This window comes from Methylobacterium sp. SyP6R, assembly GCF_019216885.1.
GTDB lineage: Bacteria > Pseudomonadota > Alphaproteobacteria > Rhizobiales > Beijerinckiaceae > Methylobacterium.
Genome location: NZ_JAAQRC020000001.1, coordinates 4,402,046 through 4,424,749, shown reverse-complemented (window position 1 = coordinate 4,424,749; position 22,704 = coordinate 4,402,046). Strand labels below are relative to the sequence as shown.

Sequence of the window (22,704 nt, the reverse complement as noted above, 5' to 3'; positions counted from 1 at the left end):
CTCCCATGCAAGACCGGATCCTCGAGAACGCCACCCTGGTGCTGCCCGACCGGGTGCAGACCGGCTGGCTCGCCATGGTCGACGGCCGCATCGCCGAGATCGGCGAGGGCCGGGCGCCGGAACGCGGGCTCGACCTCCAGGGCGACCACCTGATCCCGGGCCTCGTCGAGCTGCACACCGACCACCTGGAGAGCCATTACGCGCCCCGCCCCAAGGTACGCTGGCATCCGCTCGGCGCCGTGCTCGCCTACGACGCGCAGATCGCCGCCTCCGGCATCACCACGGTGTTCGATTCGCTCCGCGCCGGCAGCGATCCGGACGGCAGCGGCCTAGGGCCCGAGCTGATGCAGCTCGCCGGCGCGATCGAGACCGCCAAGAGCGCCGACCTCTTCCGCGCCGAGCACCTGACGCATCTGCGCTGCGAGATCCCCTCCGCCGACCTGATGGGCATGGTGCGGGACTTCACGGCGCTCTACCCCGTCGGGCTGATCTCGCTGATGGACCACACGCCGGGCCAGCGGCAGTTCCGCGACATCGAGAAGTACTACACCTACGCCACCCGCGGCGGCCGCTCGATCGTCGAGATCCAGGCCAACACCGCGCTCAAGATCCGCGACGGCCAGGCCTTCAACGCGGTCAACCGCCCGGCCCTGGTGGCCTTCGCCCGGGAGCACGGCATCGCGCTCGCCAGCCACGACGACACCACCCTCGCCGACGTCGCCATGGCGAGGGCTGAGGGCGTGCGCCTCGCCGAATTCCCCACGACCCTGGAAGCGGCGCAAGCCGCGCACGCGGCCGGCATCACCGTGATGATGGGGGCGCCGAACCTGATCCGCGGCGGCTCGCATTCCGGCAACGTCGCGGCGGAAGAGCTCGCCCGGGACGGCCTGCTCGACGTGCTCTCCTCCGATTACGTGCCGGCGAGCCTCCTGATGGCGGCCTTCAGCCTGCCCGAGCGCGTCGACTCCATCACCCTGCCGGAGGCGATCGCCACCGTGACCGCCAACCCGGCCCGGGCCACCGGTCTCGACGATCGCGGCCGCATCGCCCCCCGCTTGCGGGCCGATCTCGTCCGGGTGCGCCTCGCCGAGGGCGTGCCGGTGGTGCGCCAGGTCTGGCGCCAGGGACGGCGGGTCGCCTGATGGGCGACGGCGGCTTCGTCCTCGTCGTCGGCCCGAGCGGGGCCGGCAAGGACACCCTCCTGCGGCTCGCGCGCGAGGCCCTGGCGGGGGAACCCCGCTACGTCTTTCCGCGCCGCCTCGTCACCCGCCCGCCCTCCTCCCACGAGGACAACCTGCCGATCGGCGAGGCGGAGTTCGCGGAAGGAGAGGCGGAGGGCCGCTTCGCCCTGTCCTGGCGCGCCCATAACCTCGGCTACGCCCTGCCGGCTTCGAGCGTGGCGCTCGCCCGCGACGGGCACGTGGTGGTCTGCAACGTCTCGCGCCGGGTGGTCGGCGAGGCGCGCCGGCGCCTGCCCGGCGTGACCGTGGTCGAGGTCACGGCGCCGCCGGAGGTGCTGGCCGCCCGCCTCGCCGCCCGCGGCAGGCAGGAGGACGGGGATCTGGGCGCCCGGCTCTCCCGCTCGGCCTCGGTCACCGCCGACCTCGTGGTGGTGAATGACGGCCCGCCGGAGGCCGGGGCGGCTCGGCTCCTCGCCCATCTGCGGGCGCGCTGACGCGCTCCCGTGGCGGCGCGCCACCTGCTTTACCCAGGGATAGCCGCGTTTGCTGCCGCGCTTTGCGAAACTTTTGTTCCTCGTCCATGATTTCCGTGTCGTGTTCCCCTATGTGGCGGACCGAACGGGAGACCAGGACCACCGTGATGAGCGAACCGCGCGAGACCGAGCTGAAGCTGGATGTCGAGGCCTCCGACCTCGCACGCCTGCGGGAGCACCCGCTGCTCGCCGGAGACTGGACCGAGACCGAGTTGACCTCGGTCTATTACGACACGCCGGACGGCTCCTTACGCGAGGCCGGCTACACCCTGCGGGTGCGCCAGGACGGCGACCGCTACATCCAGACCGTGAAGGCACGCGGCGACGGCGGGGTCGGCCTGTTCGACCGGCCGGAATGGGAGAGCGACATCGCCGGGCCGAGCCCTGAGCCCGCCTCCTTCGCCGGCACACCGGTCGCCAAGCTCCTCGACGGCGCGACGGGCTTGACCCCGCTCTACACCTCGACGGTGACCCGCAGCGTACGCCGCCTCGCCGATACGGGACCGGGCGGCAGCCGCATCGAGGTCGCCCTCGACCGCGGCCGGGTCTGGGCGCCGGACGACCGGGTCTCCCCGATCAGCGAGATCGAGTTCGAGCTGACCGGCGGCACGCCCTCGGCCCTGTTCGACCTCGCCCGGACGCTCGGCGCCGACGTGCCCCTGCGCCTCGGCGCGCTGAGCAAGTTCGAGCGCGGCGACGCCCTGATCAAGGGCCGCCTCGGCCGCGCCGTGAAGGCCGAGCCGGTGCCGCTCCACCCGGAGATGACGACCGCCCAGGCGTTCCAGGCCGTGGCCTTCGCCTGCCTGCGCCAGACCCGGCTCAACGAGACCGTGCTGCTCGCGCGCCGCGACGTCGAGGCCCTGCACCAGCTGCGGGTGTCCTTGCGCCGCCTGCGCTCGGCCTTCTCGCTGTTCGGCAGCGTGATCGAGGACCGGCGGATGCCGGGGCTCAAGGCCGAGCTGAAACGCCTGAGCGAGTCCTTCGGGCATGCCCGCAACCTCGACGTCTATCTCGGCCGGACCCTGCCGCTGGAGCGCGAGCGGCGGCCGGACGAGAACGGCCTCCTGATCCTGGAGCGCCACCTCGAGGCCGAGCGCGCGGCGGCGCACGACGCGGTGCGGGCGGTGCTGGAGAGCCGTGAGTGGCGCGACCTCCTCCTCGACCTCGTCGCCTGGATCGAGGCCGGGCCCTGGCTCGGCCCGGACAACCCGAACGCGGCGCTGCGCGACGGCCCGGCCCGCGCCTTCGCCACCGGAGAGCTGGAGCGCCGCCGCCGCCAGGTGAAGAAGCGCGGGCGCCACCTCGCCGCCCTCGATCCGGAGGCACGCCACCGGGTGCGGATCGCCGCCAAGAAGCTGCGCTACGGCGCCGAGTTCTTCGCCGCCCTCTACACCGGCAAGGATTCCGGGAAAAAGGCGGTGAAGCGCCACAAGGTCTTCGTCGAGGCCCTGGCCGACCTGCAGGACCATCTCGGCGACCTCAACGACATCGCCACCGCCCATACGCTCGCGGCCGAGTTCGCCAAGGGCGCGCCGGAGGGCGCGGTGTTCGCGGCGGGCCTCGCCACCGCCGACACCGAGGCGCGGGCCGAGCGCCTGCTCGCCGAGGCCGACAAGGCGCACCGCGCCCTGATCGACGTGCGCCCGTTCTGGCGCTGACCGCCTCCGGCACTGACAGCCCGCGCCGTCTCAGGCGCGGGGCATCAGCGCGTAGAGGGTGATCGCGGCGGCGTTCGAGACGTTGAGGCTCTGGATCGCCCCGCGGAACGGAATGCGGGCCATCACGTCGCAGCATTCGCGGGTGCGCTGGCGCAGACCCTTGCCCTCGGCCCCGAGCACCACAACCAACGGTGTCCGCGGCCCGACGGCATCGAGGGTCTCGGGGGCCTCCGAATCGAGCCCGACCCGGGTGAAGCCGCGCTCGCCGAGCTCGATCAGGGCCTCGGCGAGGTTGCGCACCACCACGAAGGGCACGTGTTCCAGCCCGCCCGAGGCGGATTTGGCGAGCACCCCGGTGACCGTCGGCGAATGCCGGGCGGTGGTGACGATGGCGGTGACGCCGAACGCGGCTGCCGTGCGGACGATGGCCCCGACATTGTGCGGATCGGTGATCTGGTCGAGGGCGAGCAGCACCGCGTCGTCGGGCAGCGCGTCGAAGGCGGGCCCCTCCAGCGGCTCGGCCTCGAGGTAGAGCCCCTGATGCACCGGCTCCGGCCCGAGCAGCCCGGTGATGGTGCCGGGCTTGACGATCTCGGGCGTGATGCGCAGCTCGCCGACCTCCTCGGTGAGGCGCAACGCCGCATTCTCGGTGGCAAGCAGCTTGATGAACTGCCGCTTCGGGTTGCGCAGGGCTTCCGAGACCGGATGCCAGCCATACAGCACCGCCGGCCCGTCGAGATCGTCGCCGCCGGGCCGCCATCCTGGCGCACCTCTGCCAGGCCCACCCTTGCCGGGGCCGCCTCTGCCGGGCCCACCTTTGCCCTGCCCGCCCTTCCAACCGCCCCCGCGCGGCGCCTGCCTCGTCGTCATCCGTCGTCCCGCCCGCGTTCAAGGCCCAACCCGGCGCCGACAAGACCGAGCCCTCGCCCCCCGTCAAGCCCATCAATCCGGTTGCCCTCCCGACGGAACCCCACTATAGCTCCCCTCGCCCCGCTTGAGCGCCCTTCGTCTAGCGGTCTAGGACGTCGCCCTTTCACGGCGAAAACACGGGTTCGAGTCCCGTAGGGCGCGCCATGCGGCGGCTAAGTCCTTGCAATCCCAGAATCTGTTGGTTTTCAGGTGCTTACCCGTCGGCGCGTGCTACACTAGCGTGCTACGGGACCAAGTACGATGGGCCGCATGAAGTTCGTTCAGCGCCGCGCCGGCCGTTACGAGTTTCGCTTTCCCCTCCCCGACGATCTCGCTGGCAAACCAGCCCCGCCCCCCTGGCCGGAGGCGCTGGCAGCTCTCGTCAACAAGCGAACCGGCCGCTTCAAGACCGAGGTCATCCGCTCCCTTCAGACCAATGACGGCCCGACGGCCGATCGGCGCGTGCTCACTCACATCGCCGAAGCGCACCGGCTCGTCGATCAAGCGCGGCGCTTGCTGAGCGAGGGGCTGGAGGCAGGAATCAGCGCGGACCAGATCGCTGCTCTGGCGCGCGACCATGAGATCCATCTCCTCGGCACGGACGAGGTGATAGGCACGAAAGGCATCGGGCTCGATATGGCTCGCGAGGACGGCCAGGGCCCTCACGACGGGCTCGGCATGACGCTCGACGATCTTCGGGCCTACCGGATGCGAATTGAGGAATTGGACCGCTACACGCGTCAGCAAGTCGCACAGATGCGACCGGGCGAGTCGACGAGTTCCTTCGTCAATCGCGCGGTTGAGGCTCGTGGTATCGCTTTGGCGCCCGATGATCCTGCCTGGCGGCAGCTCGAACTCGCCTTCGCCAAGGCTCAGCGTGATGCCCTCGCCGGCATCCGGGCCCGCCTCAAGGGCGACGATGTGGCGACCCCAGAGCGTCCGTCTGAGCAGCGCTCATCTGAGCCGGCTGGCTTGGCGCTGTCCGCCGCTCTGGGGCTATGGTCGGAAGCCGGCGGCGCTGGTGCAAGACGGCCACAACCGTCATCCGTTGCCGAGGCAGAGCGGGCCATGCGACGCTTCATCGAACTCAATGGTGACGTGCCAATTACGGCGATCACCAAGGCTCATGCACGCGCCTTCCGTGATGCCTTGGTCCGCCTGCCGAAGGCGCTCCCCACCCGGCTCGGCCGCCTGCCTCTGCCCAAGTTGCTGAAACAAGATCTAAGCAACTACCCACGGCGCAACGCGCAAACGGTCAACAAGACTTTGGCCCTTCTCAGCGGTGTGCTTGCCCGCGCTGAACGTGACGGGCACTTCGAGGCGCTGCCAGCTTGGTCGAACCCGTTCCACATCGGCTTCGACGTCGCGCCCGCCGAACGTGAACCCTACGAGCCCTTCAGCGCGGCTGAGCTCCAACGGCTGTTCGCCTCGCCCGTTTACGCGCGCGGTGAGCGCCCCCTCGGCGGTCAGGGTGAAGCGGCATACTGGTTCCCACTGATTGCCCTCTTCAGCGGCGCGCGACGCACTGAGATTGCACAGCTCAAAATCGGGGATGTGCGCCAGGGCGAGAATGAGATTTGGTACCTCGACATCACCAACGAGGGAGATGACCAAAACCTAAGAGTCTGTCCGGGAAGAATTTGTTTTTTCGGAGCGCGTTGCGGTTCGCGCCGACAGGCGTATACTTGAGCGATGTGGACGCCTGAGAACCGCCAGCGGTACGACCGCAGCAAGCTTCGCTATCCCACTGATTTGACGGATGAGGAATGGGCGCTTGTTGCTCCCCTTCTCCCGCCGGCTCGACGCGGGGGAAACAAACGAACGGTTGATCTGCGCGAGGTGGTCAACGGCTTGATGTATGTCCTTGGAACGGGGTGCCAATGGCGCGCTATCCCAAAAGATCTACCGCCTCGCTCGACGGTGCATGGTTACTTCGATTTATGGGATTACGACGGAACTCTCCTGCGCATCCATCACACCCTCTACGTTCTCTGCCGCGAACAGGCAGGACGTGAGGCCAGCCCAACGGCAGCGATCATTGACAGCCAGAGCGTCAAGAGCGCGGAAAAAGGGGGCGCACGATCGACCCGTCCGGCTATGATGCGGGCAAGAAGATCAAAGGCAAGAAGCGCCATCTCCTCGTCGATACGCAAGGTCTGCTGATGCATGCTCTGGTGCATCCGGCCGACGTGCAGGATCGTGATGGCGGCGTATGGGTCATGGCGACGCTGTTTAGTCTCTACCCGTTCCTGCTGAAGCTGTATGCAGATGGCGGCTACCAGGGGCCGGTGTTCCGGGAGGCATTGGAACGGGTCTGCCGGTCTGTGACGGTGGAAATCGTCAAGCGGTCGGATCAGGCGGTCGGGTTCGAGGTCCTGCCCAAGCGCTGGATCGTGGAGCGGACGATTGGTTGGCTCAATCGTTGCCGGCGGCTGGCGAAGGATTGGGAGTGCCACACCCGCAAGGCGCTGGCTTTCCTGCGCCTTGCTTCCATCCGCATCATGCTCAGAAAACTCTGCCAACAATCAGCATGATCCCGGACAGACACTTAGGAGCTCGTAGCCTCTCTCCTCCAGTCGCGCCTTCACAAATAGGTACTCGCCAACCGCTCGTCGCAACCCTGACAAATCCTCAGCCTTACCTAATAAATTTTTAGCAAAAAGCGGCCAACCAGTTCTCTTAGGCTGAAACAGCTGGCTTCCAAAATGACTATCCCAAGCAAAACCCGCGAGAAAATCCCACTCTTTCCGGCATTGCTTGCCCACTGTTTCACCACCTAAATACGGATAGTATTTTCTGATTGTGGCATGTGCGTCGGTACCTTGCTTTTCGTTGAAGAGAGATAAGGCTGTTTTCCATCCTCCTTTCTGCTTGGTATCCTCAACGTCGTAGCGAAGAGAAAAGTCATACAACGGGGCGCATCTTCGCTGATGACGACGGCGAATCTGTATTTTGAGATCAATCGTTCTTGGGCTGTAATCAGCGGCAAATTTCCGAATACTGTTTGCATTTCTAAGTATATTTTTTAAAATATCTCTGGCGTTAGGGTCATCGAGATAGTTTGTAGCTGGGTTTTCTTCGATTTTGTAATTATTTTCGATACGTCGTAGCAACTTGATCGACGCACAAGCATATGCTGAGTTCAGGATATCGCTGCTTACTGCTAGATGCAGATCAGGAAGCTCCCTCTTATCTCTTTGTCTCTCATTTAATTTATGCCCAAAAAGGACAGCGATTTGCATTTCGTAAAGGCGAATAGCCCGCAGATGCAGCGAGTTTTGCCCATCTAATATATAATTTGCAGCGTCTGATACATTATAGATACGATATTTGGAATTCTCCAGCTGAGCCATGCGCATCCTCGATATTACTAGAAGCGAAACTAAGTTAAGTGCTTCGGGAGATATAGACCTGCCTGCGCTCCTGACCAGGTGTGCGCACTTACTGTCGACGCGCATGTCCGCGGACGACCATAATCCGTGATGGTGGATCAAACTTAATCATAGTATGGCAAGGCACGCCGCACGTCGAATTGAGACGGTCATATGCCATTCATCGCTCCGCCAAGTAGAGGTCGATCATCGCCTGAATCGGTCGAAACCCCAGCTCGCTCCTATTGAGATATCCGGGGTGGTATGTGCGAAAGCTTGCGCTTGGCAAGGTTGGATGCGTGAATCGAGCGGCTTGTTGGATCGGAAACGGCGCCAGGGCGACTCTTTCGCAACCTGGAAGTTCATTGCTCACGTAAACGTCGTAGTGTGGACCGCTCACGAAGATCGTCAGGGTGGGCCGCAGAACCTCGATCTCGGCAGCCAGCAACCCGCGTTGCCGGACCAGAAAGGCAGACCCGATTGCCTTGGGAACCGCCCCAAGCGTGTATCCCTGCTCCGAGTTAGACGAACACCGCACGACGTTCGTCCAGACCATGCTAGTCGGACCATGCGCTTCCACCGTTTCGAGCGCCCAGCGGAAATATCGCCAGAACGGGCCCCGGCTGACGGGGTGATTGGCGGCGAAGTTGAACTCGCCATAGCCGTAGATCAGCGCCTCGACTGCCTCCTCGTACTGCGCGAAGTCGCCAAGCGACGCGATGTCGGGGTATTCCCAGCCCAGGCCGTCCGCACGCAGTTGTTCACGCTCCCAGCTCCAGCCCGCCGTCTCCTGTCCGATCCACAGAATCTTATGTTCAGCTGCCTCCCATCCGGTCGGGATTTTGATCAACATGGGGGTGAAAACGCTTCCAAGAGCTCTGGAGCGGCGTCCTCTAGGGCCGCCTGAAATTCGAAGTAGCGGGCGTTGAGATGCGATTGAGACAAAGCAGTTCCCCCACTTGATGCTCATTGATGCCGCGTCGAGCTTATCCGTTTTCTCGAACTCTCTCGGTGATTCTCTAGCTAATCTCGGCCTCGTACCGCTGCGCCTCTTCCTCCAGGCAGCGCGCATATTCCTCTGAGATGCGCTCCAAGGTACCGTCCTCGACGAACGCCTCCAGCACGGCGCGAGCCGAATTGTTAGCGTCTAGCCTCCACTCCGCGCAGGCCGCGATCTCGGGATGACTCTTGACGAGGGTGGATAGGTACGCAACTGCCTCATTCTCGTCGGAAGGGATGTAGATGCATTCAATGATTGGGAAGGACATCGCACCGCTCCGTCGGGGTCCGCAGAGTATGAATGGCGGGCTATTGGCCGGCAACTTTTTGTTTTTTGGTGGACCGCTGAACTATCGCTCCCAGAAAGACTCATTAGGTTTGCTGACTATGATGCAGGTACCATAGGTCAAGCAGGATGGGCCGCCTCGCGCCTTTCGGTAGTGCGGACCACCGGGCACAGCGACGGTGGCCGCGTCCAAACAAAAGGTGGCGTGCAGGGCGGCGAGCGCCGCAGGCTGCTGCAGCCGTCTAGTACAGGCGCAGGAGGAAGTCTCCACCGAGCCTTAGGTACGCCGCTTCTGGGCCCGTCGATGCGTGTCGACCTGGGACGGCGTCGGCGCGGCGGCCAAGATTGGCTTCCAGGTCGCGCTCCAGTCTTCGAGGGGGGCGGGATCGGACTTGTGGACAAGGTCGAGGAAGGCGAGCCCGACCTCGGCGGTGGCCCGCTTCACCAAGGGGTTCAGCGGCCCGCCGTTCCGCAGGGAGCGGTCGGTGAAGACGTTATGCGGACCGTCCTGGAACACGACCAAGGCCTTCCGGCGGGGCGGGATTGCCGTGTAGACGTCGATGCGGTCCTGGACGGGCGAATAGCGGCCTGGGACGCGGATTGTGTCCTCCGTCGTGGTGACATGAAGCGTAGGGACATCGACCGAAGCGAGGATCGCCGCGAGGTCGGTCTCGCCGTAGAAGGGTGGCGCCGAGATCACGATGCTCGCCGTGAACCGCGGGTCCCGGAAGCCCAACGGCTTCCCGTCGCGGATCACCTGGGCGCCGGTGGGGATCACGGTCGTGTTCGCCCCGAAGGAATGCCCGGCTCCAGCAGGCGCGTACGCCGACCGCGGCGAGGACGGGATGGAGGCGCTCTGCTTCGAGCAGGCCGGTCAGCTCATCGGAGCGAAGGGACTGGTCGTCGACAAGGAGGGACGCCGCACCCTCGCCAAGGCGGCCGGGGCGGCACTCCAGCCCGCCAGCTTGACGCTGGAGCGATTCGCGCTTGGCGATATCGTGGACGAAGCGCCGCCAACACGATCCCGCCCTGTCACTTCCGCGACCGCCCCGAAGGCTTCGCCGTCGAAGGTCGAGTTCGACGAACTCGTGAAAGGCTGGGCCACGTGCACCACCTTGCCGGCCGATACGGCCGCCTCCACGGCGTTAAGGAAGCGCAGGAACTCCTCCTGGTCTGAGCCATGCCTCAGACTCGCACGGCCCACGCCCTACGTGAACCGTCCGAATGCGTCAGGGCACTAGTGTCCTGGCACTGAAGTTCGGCAATGAACGAGGTTATGTGTCCGCGAGCTGCGCGGTTCGGAGGCAGAAGCGCTCGACCGAGGCGATGATCTGTTCGGCGGACTTGGTCCAACGAAACGGCTTGGGATCGGCGTTGTGCGCTTTCAGGAAGGCGTTGATCGCCTGCTCCAGGTCCTCGACGCTGCGATAGACGCCGCGCCGGATTTCACGCTCGGTCAGCAGGGCGAAGAAGCGTTCGATCTGATTGAGCCAGGAGGCGCTGGTGGGCGTGTGATGCACCTGCCAGCGCGGCCGGCGTGCCAGCCACTCCCGCACCTCGGGCGTGGTGTGGGTGGCGTAGTTGTCCATCACCAGATGCACGTCGAGATCGGTGGGCACGTTGACCTCGATCGTGTCGAGGAAGGTGAGGAACTCGCTGGCGCGATGGCGCGGCTGGCACTGCCCGATCACCCGCCCGGTGGCGATGTCGAGCGCGGCGAACAGGGACGTCGTGCCATGGCGCTTGTAGTCGTGGGTGCGCCGCTCGATGTCGCCCGGCTGGAGCGGTACCACGGGCTGCGACCGATCGAGCGCCTGGATCTGGCTCTTCTCGTCGACACACAGCACGACGGCACGGGTCGGCGGATCGAGGTAGAGCCCGACGATATCACGGACCTTGCCGACGAAGTCGGGGTCGGTGGAGAGCTTGAAGGTCTTGGTGCGGTGCGGCTTGAGCCCGAAGGCGTGCCAGATGCGCTGGACGCTGGTGTGGGAGAGGCCGTGGCGTTTGGCGATCAGGCGCGAACTCCAGTGCGTGGCGCCCTCGGGCCTGCGTTCCAGGGTGTCGAGCACGAGGGCCTCGACCGCGTCATCGTCGATGCGACGGGGAGCGCCGCTGCGGGGTTGATCGTAGAGCCCCTCGACGCGGTCGCGCAGGAAGCGGTTGCGCCACTTGCTGACAGTCGCCGGATCGAGGGCGAGATCGGCCGCGATGGCTTTGTTGGAGGCGCCCTCGTCGGCCAGCAGCAGGATGCGGGCACGCGTGGCCAGGCCTTGCGCGGTCTTGCGACGCTCCGCCCATTTCTCCAGGGCGCCGCGCTCGGCCGGGCTCAGGTTGACCGCAGGCAGGGGACGAGGCATCGGTGCCCTCCGTGGCAGGATCCTCCCCTACAACGTTCGTCGCCGAACTTCAGTGCCAGGACACTAGCGATCATTCGGACACCAGACGAGTACGTCGCCATTTCTCTCGATGCCGTGCGGCGGCAAGCGGGCCGATCGTCGGACGATCAAATGTCCAGGAACGGTGATCGCCTCGCGCGTCGCAGTCTCGCCGCCGATCAGTCCGAGCAGGATCCGGACTGTCTCTGCCACCATCACGTCGACGGGCTGGGAGAAGCTCGTCAGCGAGAAGCTCGGCCATCGAGCGGCGCCGACGTCGTCAAAGCCCACGATCGACAGGTCGCCCGGAACGTCCAGGCCAAACTCGCTGCGCGCGACCTCAAGCGCCGCGATCGCCATGTGGTCGTTGGCGCAGAAGACCGCATCAGGCCGCTTGGGCTGGCTGCAAATCTCCCGCATCGCGTCCCAGGCGCCTTGGAACGTGTAGTTGCCGACCGCACGCGATGAGACCGACAGCCGATTCTGCTGCAGCCACGTCGTGTAACCCTCCTCCCGCTCCTGGTTGGTCGACGAGTTCTCCAAGCCCGCAATGTAACCGAAGCGGCGATGGCCGCCGGCGGCGAGGAACTGCGCGATCCGGCGCGATCCGGCGACGTTGTCGCCCGCGACGCTCGACACCGAGTTGACGGCGCTGGTGCGGTTGAAGAGGACGACCGGAATGCCCGCGATGGCGCATTCATCGGCCACCGCCGAGGACAGGCTGGTCGAGCCGAGGACAAGGGCCTCGACCTGAAGCTGGAGCACCTCTTCGAGGACGGGGTCCGCCGAATGGGGGTCAACAGTAAATAATAGGATATTGTAACCCGCGGACTTCAGGGCACGGGACAGGCTCTCGAGTACTTCTGGGTTAAATTGATTCTGAAGATAGCTGATGACGACACCGATCGTCCCCGATCTCTGCTTGATGAGTGAGCGCGCGATCAGGTTGGGACGATAGCTCAGTTCCTTGGCAGCCGTGATGATGCGCTTGCGGGTTTCCGGCGCCACGCTCGCGCCCGGTGTAAACGCTCGGGACACGGCAGATTGCGAGACGCCAGCGAGCTTCGCGACGTCGTAGGCCGTCGCCGCCCGGCGAACGGGTAGCGGGTCTGCCCTCGCGCCGGTGTCTGTTTTCTTGACCATGATCGTTTCCGACAACCCACGCCGAGACCGAGACGACACCGGGCGACGATGCCGGGCTCCTTAGCCCATCCGTTGTCGAAATCCCATTTCGGAGCGCGAACCCCGGCACAAAGCATCCCCCACGAAAGTTCCGGCTCCGGTGCGGGTTGGGCGTCGGGGCCGCCTTCCCCGAGACCGAAATCCCGTGCCAGACCCCGACCGCCACCGGATCCGAGCGGGGGGCCAACACGCCTCCGTGGCCGATTGCAAACGAATGCATTGACACCCTCGCCGGACCATGTCCTTATCATTGCAACGGTCGAACCGGTAACAATCCGGAAAAAGAGCGATGTGGGAGAAGTGTCTTGCAGTCGATCAACCTCTCGGGCTTGTCGATCGAAGGCATCGCAAAGTCGTACGGAGCGACTGTCGCCCTCGAGAGGGTTTCGATCCATCTCGCTGCCGGGCAAGTCCACGCTCTGCTCGGTGAGAACGGCGCCGGAAAGTCCACGCTGGTCAAGATACTGAGTGGCGTGGTGCGGCCCGATACAGGGCAAATGTTGTTGGACGGGCAAACCTACGTGCCCGGCACGATCCTCGACGCAAGGGCGCGCGGCGTCGCGACCGCGTTCCAGGAACTCAGCCTTCCTTCGAACCTGACCGTCGCGGAATGCCTCCTGATGCCGACCCTCAGGAAGGGGCGCGGCGGTCTCGTCTCCGCCCGGCGGACGGTCGCCGCCGCAGCGGAGATCCTCGCCCGGTACGACCTTCGATCGGTCGCCCCCTCTGCCCTCATCAGTGACCTGTCGCTCGCGGAGCGGCAGCGCGTGGAGATCGTCCGGGCGTTCCATCACGCCGGCCGCGTGCTGGTTCTCGACGAGCCGACGGCCGCTCTCTCGGACGTGACCTGGCTCTTCGACCAGATCCGCAGAGCGACCGCGCGGGGCATTGCGATCCTCTATATCTCGCACCGGCTGGCCGAGGTCCGCTCGCTGTGCCCGGTCGCGACGGTCCTGCGCAACGGCCGGTCGGTCGCGACGGTCGACCTGAGGCAGGCCGACGACGACGAGATCTTCGAGCTGATGGTCGGCCATTCCAAGGCCTCGGAGTCGGTGCGCCGTAGCCGGGTGACGGTCGGGGCGCCGGTGCTGGAGGTGCGCGGGCTCACCACGCCGAAGCTTGCCGACGTCTCGTTCACGATCGGCGCCGGCGAGATCCTCGGGGTGTCTGCCCTCGACGGGCAGGGGCAGAGGAGCCTGTTCTACGCGCTGGCCGGCCTCGAGAAGCGGCTCGCTGGCGAGGTTCTGGTCGAGGGGCGACCGAGCCGCCCTGGCAAGCCCGGCGACGCGCTGCGCGACGGTATCGGCCTGTTGCCCGAGGAACGCAAAACCGAGGGTATCCTGGCGAATCTGTCATCCGCCAGCAACATCGTGCTGCCGATCCTCGATCGCATCGGGCGTCGCGGCTTCGTCTGGCCGGCCCTCGAGCGGGCCGCCGCCCTGGAATCGGCGCGCGCCGTGGAGCTCAGCCCGCGCTACGTGAGCTTCCGCATCGGCGACCTGTCCGGTGGCAACCAGCAGAAGGCGCTGCTCGCGCGCACGATGGCGAGCGGCGCCAGAACGCTGCTCCTGTTTGACCCGACCCGCGGCGTCGATGTCGGCACCAAGGAGGCGATCTATGCGGCGATCCAGGCTTTCGCCGATCGTGGCGGCAGCGTGCTGATGTATTCGTCGGAACTGCCCGAGATCGTTCGCCTCGCCGATCGGTGCCTCGTGCTCTATGGCGGGCGTGTTTTCACCGAATTGACTGGACCCGAGTTGGAGGAGCGGACGATGGTCGCGGCTCTCACCGGATACACGTCCGCTCCCCTGGCGAGGGGAGCGGCGCGATGACCACGCAGGTTGCGTCCCTTCCCCCGAGTGCCGCATCGCCCGATCGGCTCGTGCGCCTGGTCGCGAGCGGCGCCGTTATCGTCACGATCCTCTACCTGATCCTCTACGGGCTCTACGCTCTGTGGGAACCGAGCGCGCTCACCGCCTATACGTTCGGCAGCCTCGTCAACAATACCGCGCCGCTGGCGATCGCGGCAGCCGGCGAGACCCTGGTCATCCTCGCCCGGGGCTTCGATCTGTCGGTCGCCGGGGTGATCTCGCTGACCAACGTCGTCATGGCGAGCTATCCGGTGGATGGGCCTGGTGGGGCGCTGCTGAGCCTGATGCTGTGCATGGCCGCCGGCGGGACCGTGGGCGCCGCGAACGGCTACCTCGTCGCGGTCCTGCGCCTGCAGACCATCGCGGCGACGCTCGGGACGATGATCATCTGCCAGGGCCTGTCGCTCGTCATCCTCGATGCGCCGGGCGGCGTCGTCAGCGACTTCGTGGCCGACACCCTCACCGACACCCTGTTCGGGTTCGTTCCGGTCTCCGGGCTGATCGTGGCCGCGGTCGTCGGAGCCTGGCTGATGCTGCGCCGAACCGACCTCGGTGTGGCGCTCTACACGATCGGGACCGACGAGGCTGCCGCGGCCCTGTCCGGCGTGCGGGTGGCGCGGACGCGGTTCCTCGCCTTCGTGGCCGCCGGCATGGTCTACGGCATCGCCGGCTTCATGCTGACCGCCCAAACGGCGACCGGCAATCCCAACAGCGGGTCGCCCTTCCTGATGCTCACCTTCGCGGCGGTCGCGCTCGGCGGCACCTCGCTGTCGGGCGGCCGCGGCGGTCTTGTCGGCAGCATCATGGGCGCGGCGCTCCTGATGCTGCTCCAGAAGGTCCTGTTCTCCGGCGGCGTCTCCTCCTTCTACACCGGGATCTTCCAGGGGGCCGTTCTGGTCCTGGCGATCGTCTTCAGTCGGGCGCTGACCCACCTCCTCGAAAGGTCCCGCGCATGACGCCCGCGACGCTCGATCCCGCGCTGAGCGCATCCAAGGACGAACGCCGAGTCACGCGGGTCCGCCCGGAACTCGTCACCGTCCTGTCCACCTTCGCCCTCTCCGCCCTGCTGATCGTCGCGTCGCGCTTCGTCAGCCCGGCCCTCGGCTCCTGGGGGCAGGCCGCGACGGTCGTCTCCTTGTCCTCGTTCCTGATCGTGGCGGCGTTCGGCCAGGGCCTCGTCATCCTCGTCGGCGGGCTGGACCTGTCGGTAGCGAGCCTGATCACGCTCAGCGCGGTGCTCTGCACCACCTGGGTCGGTCCCGAGGCGGGCGCGGCCGGCATCCTGCTGATCCCGGCGATCCTCGTCGTCTGCGCGCTGATCGGGGCCGTGAGCGGCCTCGGCATCACGGTGCTCGGCATCCCGCCCTTCATCATGACGATGGCGACCGGCATCATCGTGGCGGCCGGCGCCCTCGGCTACACCAGCGGGACGCCCCGCGGCAGCGCGCCGGCGCCGCTGCTCGCCCTGATGAAGGGCGAGGTCGCGGGCATCCCGCTCCTGCTAATCTTCACCGCCGCGTTCGTGATCGCCGCCGCCGTACTGCAGCAGGCGACGGGCTTCGGCCGGAGGCTCTACGCCGTCGGCGCCAGTGCCCGGGCCGCCTTCGTGGCGGGCGTCCCGGTCACCCGGACCGTCGTCGCCGCCTACATGCTGAGCGCGACCGCCTCCGGCGTCGCGGGGCTGATGCTGGTCGGCTATTCCGACGGTGCGACCCTGCGCATGGGCGACAGCTACCTCCTGCCGACGATCGCGGCGGTCGTCGTCGGTGGCTCCTCCATCCTCGGCGGGAGCGGAAGCTTCGTCGCGACGGTCGGTGGAGCGGTCCTGCTGACGACGCTCGGCACAGTCATCGCGGCGCTCGGCATCGGGCAGGGCTGGCGGACGGTGATCGAAGGCTCGATCATCCTGATCGCGCTGCTCCTCCTGCGCGAGAATACCTTCGCCCGCATCAGGAGCTGGTTCCCTCGCTAGGCTGTGTTGCGCTGCCGGAGACAACTCTCCGACTGACATTCTGACGGCGGATACGGCGATCATTTCACGAAATTCGGCATCGTCGGATGCGCGAACGACTCCGCTCGGGCGGCTCAAAAGACAGCATGGAGGAGGAAACGATGAGAACCTGGAAGACGGGCCGCGCGGGCGCGCTCACGACCACGCTCACGACCGCGCTCATGACCGCCCTGGTCGGAACGGCGGCGCTCGGCGGCCCGGCCGCGGCCGACGAGAAGAAGATCAAGGTCTATCTCTCGCTGAGCTACAGCGGCAACGCCTGGCAGTCGGAGGCCGCCAATGTCGTCAAGGCGCTGGCCGCCACGCCGCCCTACGACAAGCTGGTTGAGCTCAAGGAGGTCATTTCGGGCACCGACCCGCAGGCGCAGATCAGCGCCTACGAGAGCATGATCGATGCCGGCGCGCAGGGCATCATCAGCTTCCCGGTCTCGGCGACCGCGCTGAACCGCGTGGTGAAGCGTGGCTGCAGCAAGGGCGTGAAGTTCTTCATGTACGACGCCACGATCACCGAGCCGTGCGCCTACAACGTGAGCTACGTCACCGCGGGCTTCGGTGAGAACTCGGCCCAGGCCCTGGTCAACGCGCTCGGCGGCAAGGGCAAGATCTTCCTGAGCCGCGGCGTGCCCGGCAACTCGGTCGACAAGCGCCACACCGACGGCGCCATGTCGGTGTTCAAGAAGTATCCGGGCATCCAGATCGTCTCGGAATACTACTCGTTCTGGGACGATCGGACGACCCAGCAGGAGACCGGCAAGGCGCTTGCCGCGCATCCCGACGTCGACGGGATCTGGGCGCAGGCCGGCGAGTACGGGGCGATCCAGGCCCTCAAGGACAAGGGCAGCAAGCTCGTCCCGGTGACTGGCGAGAACTCCAACGGCTTCCGGCTGGCGCTGATGGACCCGGCCGCGAAGCAGGCGGGACTGACGGGCGTATCGGCCGGATCGCCCCCGGCGACCGCCGGCTACGCCTTCAAGCTGATGATGGAAGTGCTGACGGCCAAGCGCAAGCTCGAGCCGCAGAACATCGAGTATCCGCTCCCCTGGGTGCCGGCTGATCAGGTCAAGGTCTGCAAGGGCCAGAAGTTCGAGGACGGCTGCAACGCCTTCCCGCCGAACGTCGTCCCGAACTCGTTCGTCACCGAGGTGTTCAACCCCGAGCTTCTGCCGGAGCTGTCGCTGCAATCGGCACTCGAGGGCAAGCCGACCCCGGGCGCAACGATCCAGCCGCTCCCCGCCGAGGTCAAGCGGGCGCCCAACTCCCCCGGCATCAACTGCCAGCCGTGCAAGGGGCCGGCGGACGAGTACAAGGTGACGAAGGTTGAGGTGAAGCCCGCGCGGTGAGCGGCCGGCCGGGCGGCGCATCCCGCCCCCGGCCCCCCGCTCCGGCGCGGGGAGGCGAGCCGGCGCCTCACGGAGGACGAGCGCCCTCCCCCGCTGCCGGGCGTGCAGCCCCCCCTCGAACAGCGGACGACGAGGTTCGATCGATGAGCAGTGTGAGCACGAGATGGTCGATCATCGACAGCGCGACGGCCGTCCATCGCGTCGAGTGCCAGTCCCTCGCGCAGGACGCCGATGACGGCCCGGCCGACGCGGCCCTGAACGGCCTGGACGACCAAGTCGTCGGCTACGGGCTCGAAGCCCGGCGCGCCTACGACGAGCTGAAGCGCACCATCGGGCAGGTCGCCGGCCTCCTCATCCTCGCCCAGGCCGGCGGTCGGCGAGACGCGTTCGACCTGCCGGCCCTGCGCCGGGCGGAGGCCGTCCAGGAGGAGGCGCTCGACCGGGTCCGCCGGCTGGCGGCGCCCGCGCGCCTCGCCGCGCACCGCCAGCGGATGCTGCAGGCCGCGGAACTGGCCGGACGGGCGCTGCGGGCGCTCGGCGACGTCGCCATCGTCGCGGGGGAGATCGACCTTACACAGGCCTCGAACGACCTGACCCGCGCATACGCGGTCCTGCAATCCACCTCCGAAAGCGTGTTCGGCATGACGATGGTGGATTTCCGCCACGCCTGTTGCACCTGCGGCGCCATGAAGCGATAAGAAGGAAAAGACGATGAGCCAATATTCGATCTGGGTTCTCGAATATTCCTACGTGACGAAGTACCATAAGAGCGGCGTGATCTACGGAGCCCACAACCAGGGCTTCGTGAAGCTGCCCTACTGCTACGTGCTCATCAAGGGCAACGGGCATGTCGCAATGGTCGACGTCGGCTACAACAACACGGATTACGGCAAGCACCTCGCCGACAAGTTCGGTGTCGAGAACTGGCATTCGCCGCGCGAGGTTCTGGCGGGAGTTGGCGTAAAGCCAGAGGAGATCGATACGGTCTTCATCACTCACGCTCATTTCGACCATTTCGGCAACGTCGAGGACTTCCCGAATGCGAAGTTCTTCATCCAGGAGCGCGAGATTGCGAAGTGGACCTGGGCAATGTCGCTGCCGGACCGCCTGCGCTGGATGATGACCGCCGTCGATCCGGGCGACATCATCCGGGGCCTGGACCTGGCGCGGCAGAAGCGTCTCACCTGTGTGAGCGGCGACCTCGCCGACGCGCTTCCGGGGATCGACCTCCACGTCGCGCAGGACAGCCACACCTTCGGCTCGATGTGGGTCACCGTGCGCAACGATGCCGCGTCGCGCACCGCCGACAACTGGGTGCTGGCCGGCGACCTCGTCTACGTCTTCGACAACATCGAAGGATCGGGCGCCAACGTCGACGTCGACACCCTGTACGTGCCGGTCGGCCTCGCCGTCGGCAGCCAGGAGAATCTCGTCATGGCGACCGAGGCGATGATGAAGGAGGTCGATTACGAGGCCCGCCGCGTCATCCCGATCCACGAGGAGCGGCTGAGCCAGCGGTTCCCCTCGCGCCTGATGGAGAACGGGCTTCTCGTCACCGAAATCTGCCTGGCCGACGGCGAGACGTCGAAGGTCGCGTCATAGTCTGCGCCTCGCGCATGCAGGTCGTCGGACGCAGCCCTCTCGCCGCCTGATCCGATATTCCTGGCCGGACGGCCTCCGGAGCGTCAGCCATCGCCGAGGTCTCGCGGCCTCGGCGGATCTGCAGCACACCCAATTCGACGCAGCGAAACGCACGCCTCTGCGATTGCATTCGAATGCAATATCGGTAGGGTGGTCGTGCGGAAAGTGGAGACCCTGATGGAACACTGGATCAAGCGCGGGCAGGACGAGACCGAAGTCGTCGCCGCCGACAAGAAGGTCCGCGACATCGTCGAGGGCATCCTGGCCGATATTGCCGAGCGTGGCGACGCCGCCGTTCGCGATCTCTCGATCAGGTTCGACAAGTGGGAGCGCGACGATTACCGCCTCAGCGACGCCGAAATCGAGGGCTGCCTGTCGCAGCTGAGCAAGCGCGACATCGAGGATATCGAATTCGCGCAGACGCAGGTCCGCAACTTCGCGCAGAAGCAGCGCGAGTCGATCCGCGACATCGAGGTCGAGACCCTGCCCGGCGTCGTGCTCGGCCACAAGAACATCCCGCTCGGCTCCGCCGGCTGCTACGTGCCGGGCGGCAAGTACCCGCTGCTGGCCTCGGCCCACATGTCGGTCATCACCGCCAAGGTCGCGGGCGTGCCTCGCGTCATCACGGCGGCGCCGCCGTTCCACGGCAAGCCGGCCCCGGCCATCGTCGCCGCGCAGCACCTCGCGGGCGCCGACGAGATCTACTGCTTCGGCGGCGTGCAGGCGGTCGCCGCGATGGCGCTCGGAACCCAGTCCATCGCCCCGGTCGACATCCTGGTCGGTCCCGGCAATGCCTACGTGGCGGAGGCCAAGCGCCAGCTCTTCGGCCGGGTCGGCATCGACCTGTTCGCCGGCCCGACCGAGACCCTCGTCATCGCCGACGAGAGCGTCGACGGCGAGCTCTGCGCGACCGACTTGCTCGGCCAGGCGGAGCACGGCCCCGATTCGCCGGCAATCCTCCTGACCACCTCCGAGGCGCTCGCCCGCGATACGATGCGGGAAATCGAGCGGCTGCTCGAGATCCTGCCGACCGCCGCGATCGCCCGCCAGGCCTGGGAGACGCACGGCGCGGTCTGCGTCGTCGAGAGTGACGAGGAGATGGTGCGGGTCGCCGACCGGATCGCCTCCGAGCACGTCCAGGTCATGACCCGCGACCCGGACTACTTCCTGGCCAACATGCGCAACTACGGCGCCCTGTTCCTCGGCCCGCGCACCAACGTCGCCTACGGCGACAAGGCGATCGGCACGAACCACACGCTGCCGACCAAGAAGGCGGCGCGCTACACCGGCGGTCTCTGGGTCGGCAAATTCCTGAAGAACTGCACCTACCAGCGCGTGACGACCGACGAGGCCTCGGCGCTGGTGGGCAGCTACTGCTCGCGCCTGTGTGCGCTCGAGGGCTTCGTCGGCCACGGCGAGCAGGCCAACATCCGCGTCCGGCGCTATGGCGGCCGCAACGTGCCCTACGGCGGCGTCGCGGAGTAAGTTGCGCCATGGCCAACATCACCTCGGCCACGGCCAACGCGGACGGCCGGATCGCCGTCGTCGGAACCGGGCTGGTGGGCAGCGGCTGGGCGATCGTGTTCGCCCGCGCCGGCTTCGCCGTCAGCCTCTACGATGCGGTGCCGGGCGCGGCCGAGCGGGCGCGGGCCCTCATCGGCGAGCGCCTGGGCGACCTCGAGGCGGCGGGCCTGATCGAGGATCCGGCGGCCATCCACGCCCGCGTCGTCGTGGCCGACAGCCTCGCCGACGCGCTCTCCGGCGCGCTCTACGTCCAGGAGAGCGTCCTCGAGCGCGTCGACGTGAAGACCGCGCTGATGAGCGAGATCGACGCCGTCATCGGGCCCGAGACCTGGGTCGGCAGCTCGTCCTCGGGCATCGGCGCCTCGCTGTTCACCGCGCACGTCGCCTGCCGGGCACGCTGCCTCGTCGCCCATCCGCTCAACCCGCCTTATCTAGCGCCGATCGTCGAGCTCGTCCCTGCCCCGTGGACGGAGCCGGAGACGGTGCGGGGCGTGCGCGGCCTGATGGAGCGGGTGGGGCAGTCGCCCGTCGAGATGACCCGCGAAGCGGAGGGCTTCATCCTCAACCGCCTGCAGGGCGTGCTGCTGATGGAGGCCTGGCGGCTCGTCGAGCAGGGTCTCGCGACGGCCGAGGATGTCGACAAGACGGTCTCGCAGGGGCTCGGGCTGCGCTGGGCCTTCATGGGTCCGTTCGAGACCATCGACCTCAACGCGCCGGGCGGCGTCGCCGATTACGCCCGGCGCCTCGGCGGCCTCTACCAGAGCATCGCCGCCTCGACGGATCAGCACCGGACCTGGGACGAGCCGCTGATCGCCACGGTGGAGGCGCAGCGCCGGGCAGTCCTGCCGGCGGCGGAGCTGAGTGCGCGCAGCGCGTGGCGGGACCGCCGCCTGATGGCGCTCGCCCTGCACAAGCGCGAGAGGGATGCGGCTGACATGAAGCAGGAGGAGAGCCGATGAGCACCGTCGCGCTGCCCCGCACGCCTTCGCTCCGCCTCGACGGGCGGCGGGCGCTCGTCACCGGGGCGGGCCGCGGCATCGGCCTCGCGGCCGCCGCCGCGCTGGCTCAGGCCGGCGCCCACGTCACGCTGATGGCCCGGACGGCGAGCGAGATCGAGGCGGCGGCGGCCGTGATTGTCGCCGAGGGTGGGTCCGCCGACGCCCTCGCGCTCGACGTCGCCGATCCGGCGACCATGCGCGATGCGCTCGCCGCCCGGGAGGTCTTCGACATCCTCGTGAACAATGCCGGCACCAACCGGCCAGCCTCGTTCGTCGACGTCACGGTCGAGGATTTCGATGCGGTGCTGGGCCTCAACGTCCGCTCGGCCTTCTTCGTCGCGCAGGCGGTGGCGCGGCGTCTGATCGAGGCCGGCCGGCCGGGCTCGATCATCAACATGTCGTCGCAAATGGGGCATGTCGGCGGGGCGCGCCGGACCGTTTACTGCGCGTCCAAGCACGCGATCGAGGGGCTGACCAAAGCGATGGCGATCGACCTCGCCCCGCATCGCATCCGCGTCAACTCGATCTGCCCGACCTTCATCGAGACACCGATGACGAAGCCGTTCTTCGAGTCTCCGACGTTCCGCAACGACGTTCTGGCCAAGATCAAGCTCGGTCGTGTCGGTCAGGTCGAGGATCTGATGGGCATGATCGTCCTGCTCGCCGGGGATGCGGCCGCATTGATGACCGGCTCCTCGACGGTCATCGACGGGGGGTGGACCGCCGAGTGAACCGCGCGGGCTGCCGAAACCCGATATGTCTCTTCGGCAGTCTGCCTTTGCTCTCTTCGATTGAATCGATATATGGCAGCCTGCCGAGAGA

Annotated in this window: 22 protein-coding genes and 1 tRNA gene; 16 read left to right on the top strand and 7 right to left on the bottom strand. The window is 66.9% G+C overall.

Features of this window, described 5'->3' with window-relative positions:
* Positions 1-5: 5 nt before the first annotated feature.
* The 3 genes from HBB12_RS20340 (at position 6) to HBB12_RS20330 (ending at position 3,372) form a co-directional block, all read left to right on the top strand.
* Positions 6-1,142, top strand: coding sequence for an alpha-D-ribose 1-methylphosphonate 5-triphosphate diphosphatase (locus HBB12_RS20340; RefSeq protein ID WP_236991011.1), 1,137 nt, complete (start codon positions 6-8; stop codon positions 1,140-1,142).
* Positions 1,142-1,675: a phosphonate metabolism protein/1,5-bisphosphokinase (PRPP-forming) PhnN gene (phnN, locus tag HBB12_RS20335; protein ID WP_236991010.1), complete on the top strand. Its 534-nt coding sequence runs from the start codon at positions 1,142-1,144 to the stop codon at positions 1,673-1,675. The genes HBB12_RS20340 and phnN overlap by 1 nt, the downstream gene beginning before the upstream one ends.
* A 146-nt stretch (positions 1,676-1,821) precedes the next feature.
* The gene (locus tag HBB12_RS20330) at positions 1,822-3,372 is read left to right on the top strand and encodes a CYTH and CHAD domain-containing protein (protein ID WP_236991009.1); all 1,551 of its coding nucleotides are present in this window, start codon (positions 1,822-1,824) and stop codon (positions 3,370-3,372) included.
* A 30-nt stretch (positions 3,373-3,402) separates the two neighbouring features.
* Here the strand turns inward: HBB12_RS20330 and rlmB are convergent, their stop codons facing one another.
* Positions 3,403-4,242 carry a 23S rRNA (guanosine(2251)-2'-O)-methyltransferase RlmB gene (gene rlmB / locus HBB12_RS20325; RefSeq protein WP_236991008.1) on the bottom strand — a complete coding sequence of 280 codons (840 nt, stop codon included), beginning with the start codon at positions 4,240-4,242 and terminating at the stop codon, positions 3,403-3,405.
* 128 nt (positions 4,243-4,370) lie between these two features.
* Between rlmB and HBB12_RS20320 the strand changes: the two genes are divergently transcribed.
* The 3 genes from HBB12_RS20320 to HBB12_RS20310 all read left to right on the top strand — a co-directional run bounded on the left by HBB12_RS20320 (position 4,371) and on the right by HBB12_RS20310 (position 6,815).
* Positions 4,371-4,446, top strand: a tRNA-Glu gene (locus tag HBB12_RS20320).
* 105 nt (positions 4,447-4,551) lie between these two features.
* Positions 4,552-5,970, top strand: coding sequence for a site-specific integrase (locus HBB12_RS20315; RefSeq protein WP_236991007.1), 1,419 nt, complete (start codon positions 4,552-4,554; stop codon positions 5,968-5,970).
* 3 nt (positions 5,971-5,973) lie between these two features.
* Positions 5,974-6,815, top strand: a protein-coding gene (locus HBB12_RS20310; protein WP_442919297.1) for an IS5 family transposase whose coding sequence is annotated in 2 segments (ribosomal slippage) — positions 5,974-6,364 and positions 6,364-6,815 — 843 coding nt in all. Because the reading frame shifts where the segments join, the coding sequence is not laid out codon by codon here.
* On the opposite strand, the gene HBB12_RS20305 is transcribed toward HBB12_RS20310, so the two are convergent.
* The 4 genes from HBB12_RS20305 to HBB12_RS20290 all read right to left on the bottom strand — a co-directional run bounded on the left by HBB12_RS20305 (position 6,807) and on the right by HBB12_RS20290 (position 9,715).
* A complete protein-coding gene (locus HBB12_RS20305) occupies positions 6,807-7,634 on the bottom strand; it encodes a hypothetical protein (protein WP_236991005.1) in 828 nt (275 codons plus the stop codon). The genes HBB12_RS20310 and HBB12_RS20305 overlap by 9 nt on opposite strands.
* A gap of 199 nt (positions 7,635-7,833) precedes the next feature.
* Positions 7,834-8,505, bottom strand: a complete 672-nt coding sequence (locus tag HBB12_RS20300) for a hypothetical protein (RefSeq protein WP_236991004.1) — start codon at positions 8,503-8,505, stop codon at positions 7,834-7,836.
* 166 nt (positions 8,506-8,671) lie between these two features.
* Complete coding sequence (locus HBB12_RS20295) at positions 8,672-8,920, bottom strand: hypothetical protein (protein WP_236991003.1); 249 nt, start codon at positions 8,918-8,920, stop codon at positions 8,672-8,674.
* A 294-nt stretch (positions 8,921-9,214) separates the two neighbouring features.
* Entirely contained in the window at positions 9,215-9,715 is a 501-nt protein-coding gene (locus HBB12_RS20290; RefSeq protein WP_236991002.1) for an alpha/beta hydrolase, read from the bottom strand.
* Between the two features lie 4 nt (positions 9,716-9,719).
* Here HBB12_RS20290 and HBB12_RS20285 point away from each other — a divergent pair, with 4 nt between their 5' ends.
* A complete protein-coding gene (locus HBB12_RS20285) occupies positions 9,720-10,178 on the top strand; it encodes a hypothetical protein (RefSeq protein ID WP_236991001.1) in 459 nt (152 codons plus the stop codon).
* Positions 10,179-10,211: 33 nt separating this feature from the next.
* On the opposite strand, the gene HBB12_RS20280 is transcribed toward HBB12_RS20285, so the two are convergent.
* Both HBB12_RS20280 and HBB12_RS20275 read right to left on the bottom strand, forming a co-directional pair.
* Positions 10,212-11,297, bottom strand: coding sequence for an IS630 family transposase (locus HBB12_RS20280; protein WP_236991000.1), 1,086 nt, complete (start codon positions 11,295-11,297; stop codon positions 10,212-10,214).
* Between the two features lie 63 nt (positions 11,298-11,360).
* On the bottom strand, positions 11,361-12,458 hold the full coding sequence (locus HBB12_RS20275) for a LacI family DNA-binding transcriptional regulator (RefSeq protein ID WP_236990999.1): 1,098 nt from the start codon (positions 12,456-12,458) through the stop codon (positions 11,361-11,363).
* A gap of 344 nt (positions 12,459-12,802) precedes the next feature.
* Between HBB12_RS20275 and HBB12_RS20270 the strand changes: the two genes are divergently transcribed.
* The 9 genes from HBB12_RS20270 (at position 12,803) to HBB12_RS20230 (ending at position 22,613) form a co-directional block, all read left to right on the top strand.
* A complete protein-coding gene (locus HBB12_RS20270; protein WP_236990998.1) occupies positions 12,803-14,329 on the top strand; it encodes a sugar ABC transporter ATP-binding protein in 1,527 nt (508 codons plus the stop codon).
* The gene (locus HBB12_RS20265; RefSeq protein WP_236990997.1) at positions 14,326-15,324 is read left to right on the top strand and encodes an ABC transporter permease; all 999 of its coding nucleotides are present in this window, start codon (positions 14,326-14,328) and stop codon (positions 15,322-15,324) included. Before HBB12_RS20270 ends, HBB12_RS20265 begins: the two co-directional genes overlap by 4 nt.
* A complete protein-coding gene (locus HBB12_RS20260; protein WP_139034497.1) occupies positions 15,321-16,340 on the top strand; it encodes an ABC transporter permease in 1,020 nt (339 codons plus the stop codon). Before HBB12_RS20265 ends, HBB12_RS20260 begins: the two co-directional genes overlap by 4 nt.
* Before the next feature lie 140 nt (positions 16,341-16,480).
* Positions 16,481-17,719, top strand: coding sequence for a sugar ABC transporter substrate-binding protein (locus tag HBB12_RS20255; RefSeq protein ID WP_236990996.1), 1,239 nt, complete (start codon positions 16,481-16,483; stop codon positions 17,717-17,719).
* 143 nt (positions 17,720-17,862) lie between these two features.
* Positions 17,863-18,417, top strand: coding sequence for a hypothetical protein (locus tag HBB12_RS20250; RefSeq protein WP_236990995.1), 555 nt, complete (start codon positions 17,863-17,865; stop codon positions 18,415-18,417).
* Between the two features lie 13 nt (positions 18,418-18,430).
* Positions 18,431-19,321, top strand: a complete 891-nt coding sequence (locus HBB12_RS20245) for an N-acyl homoserine lactonase family protein (RefSeq protein ID WP_236990994.1) — start codon at positions 18,431-18,433, stop codon at positions 19,319-19,321.
* Between the two features lie 216 nt (positions 19,322-19,537).
* A complete protein-coding gene (gene hisD / locus HBB12_RS20240; protein WP_236990993.1) occupies positions 19,538-20,845 on the top strand; it encodes a histidinol dehydrogenase in 1,308 nt (435 codons plus the stop codon).
* Positions 20,846-20,853: 8 nt separating this feature from the next.
* Positions 20,854-21,843, top strand: coding sequence for a 3-hydroxyacyl-CoA dehydrogenase (locus tag HBB12_RS20235; protein WP_236990992.1), 990 nt, complete (start codon positions 20,854-20,856; stop codon positions 21,841-21,843).
* Entirely contained in the window at positions 21,840-22,613 is a 774-nt protein-coding gene (locus HBB12_RS20230; protein WP_236990991.1) for an SDR family NAD(P)-dependent oxidoreductase, read from the top strand. Before HBB12_RS20235 ends, HBB12_RS20230 begins: the two co-directional genes overlap by 4 nt.
* The last annotated feature ends 91 nt before the right edge of the window (positions 22,614-22,704 follow it).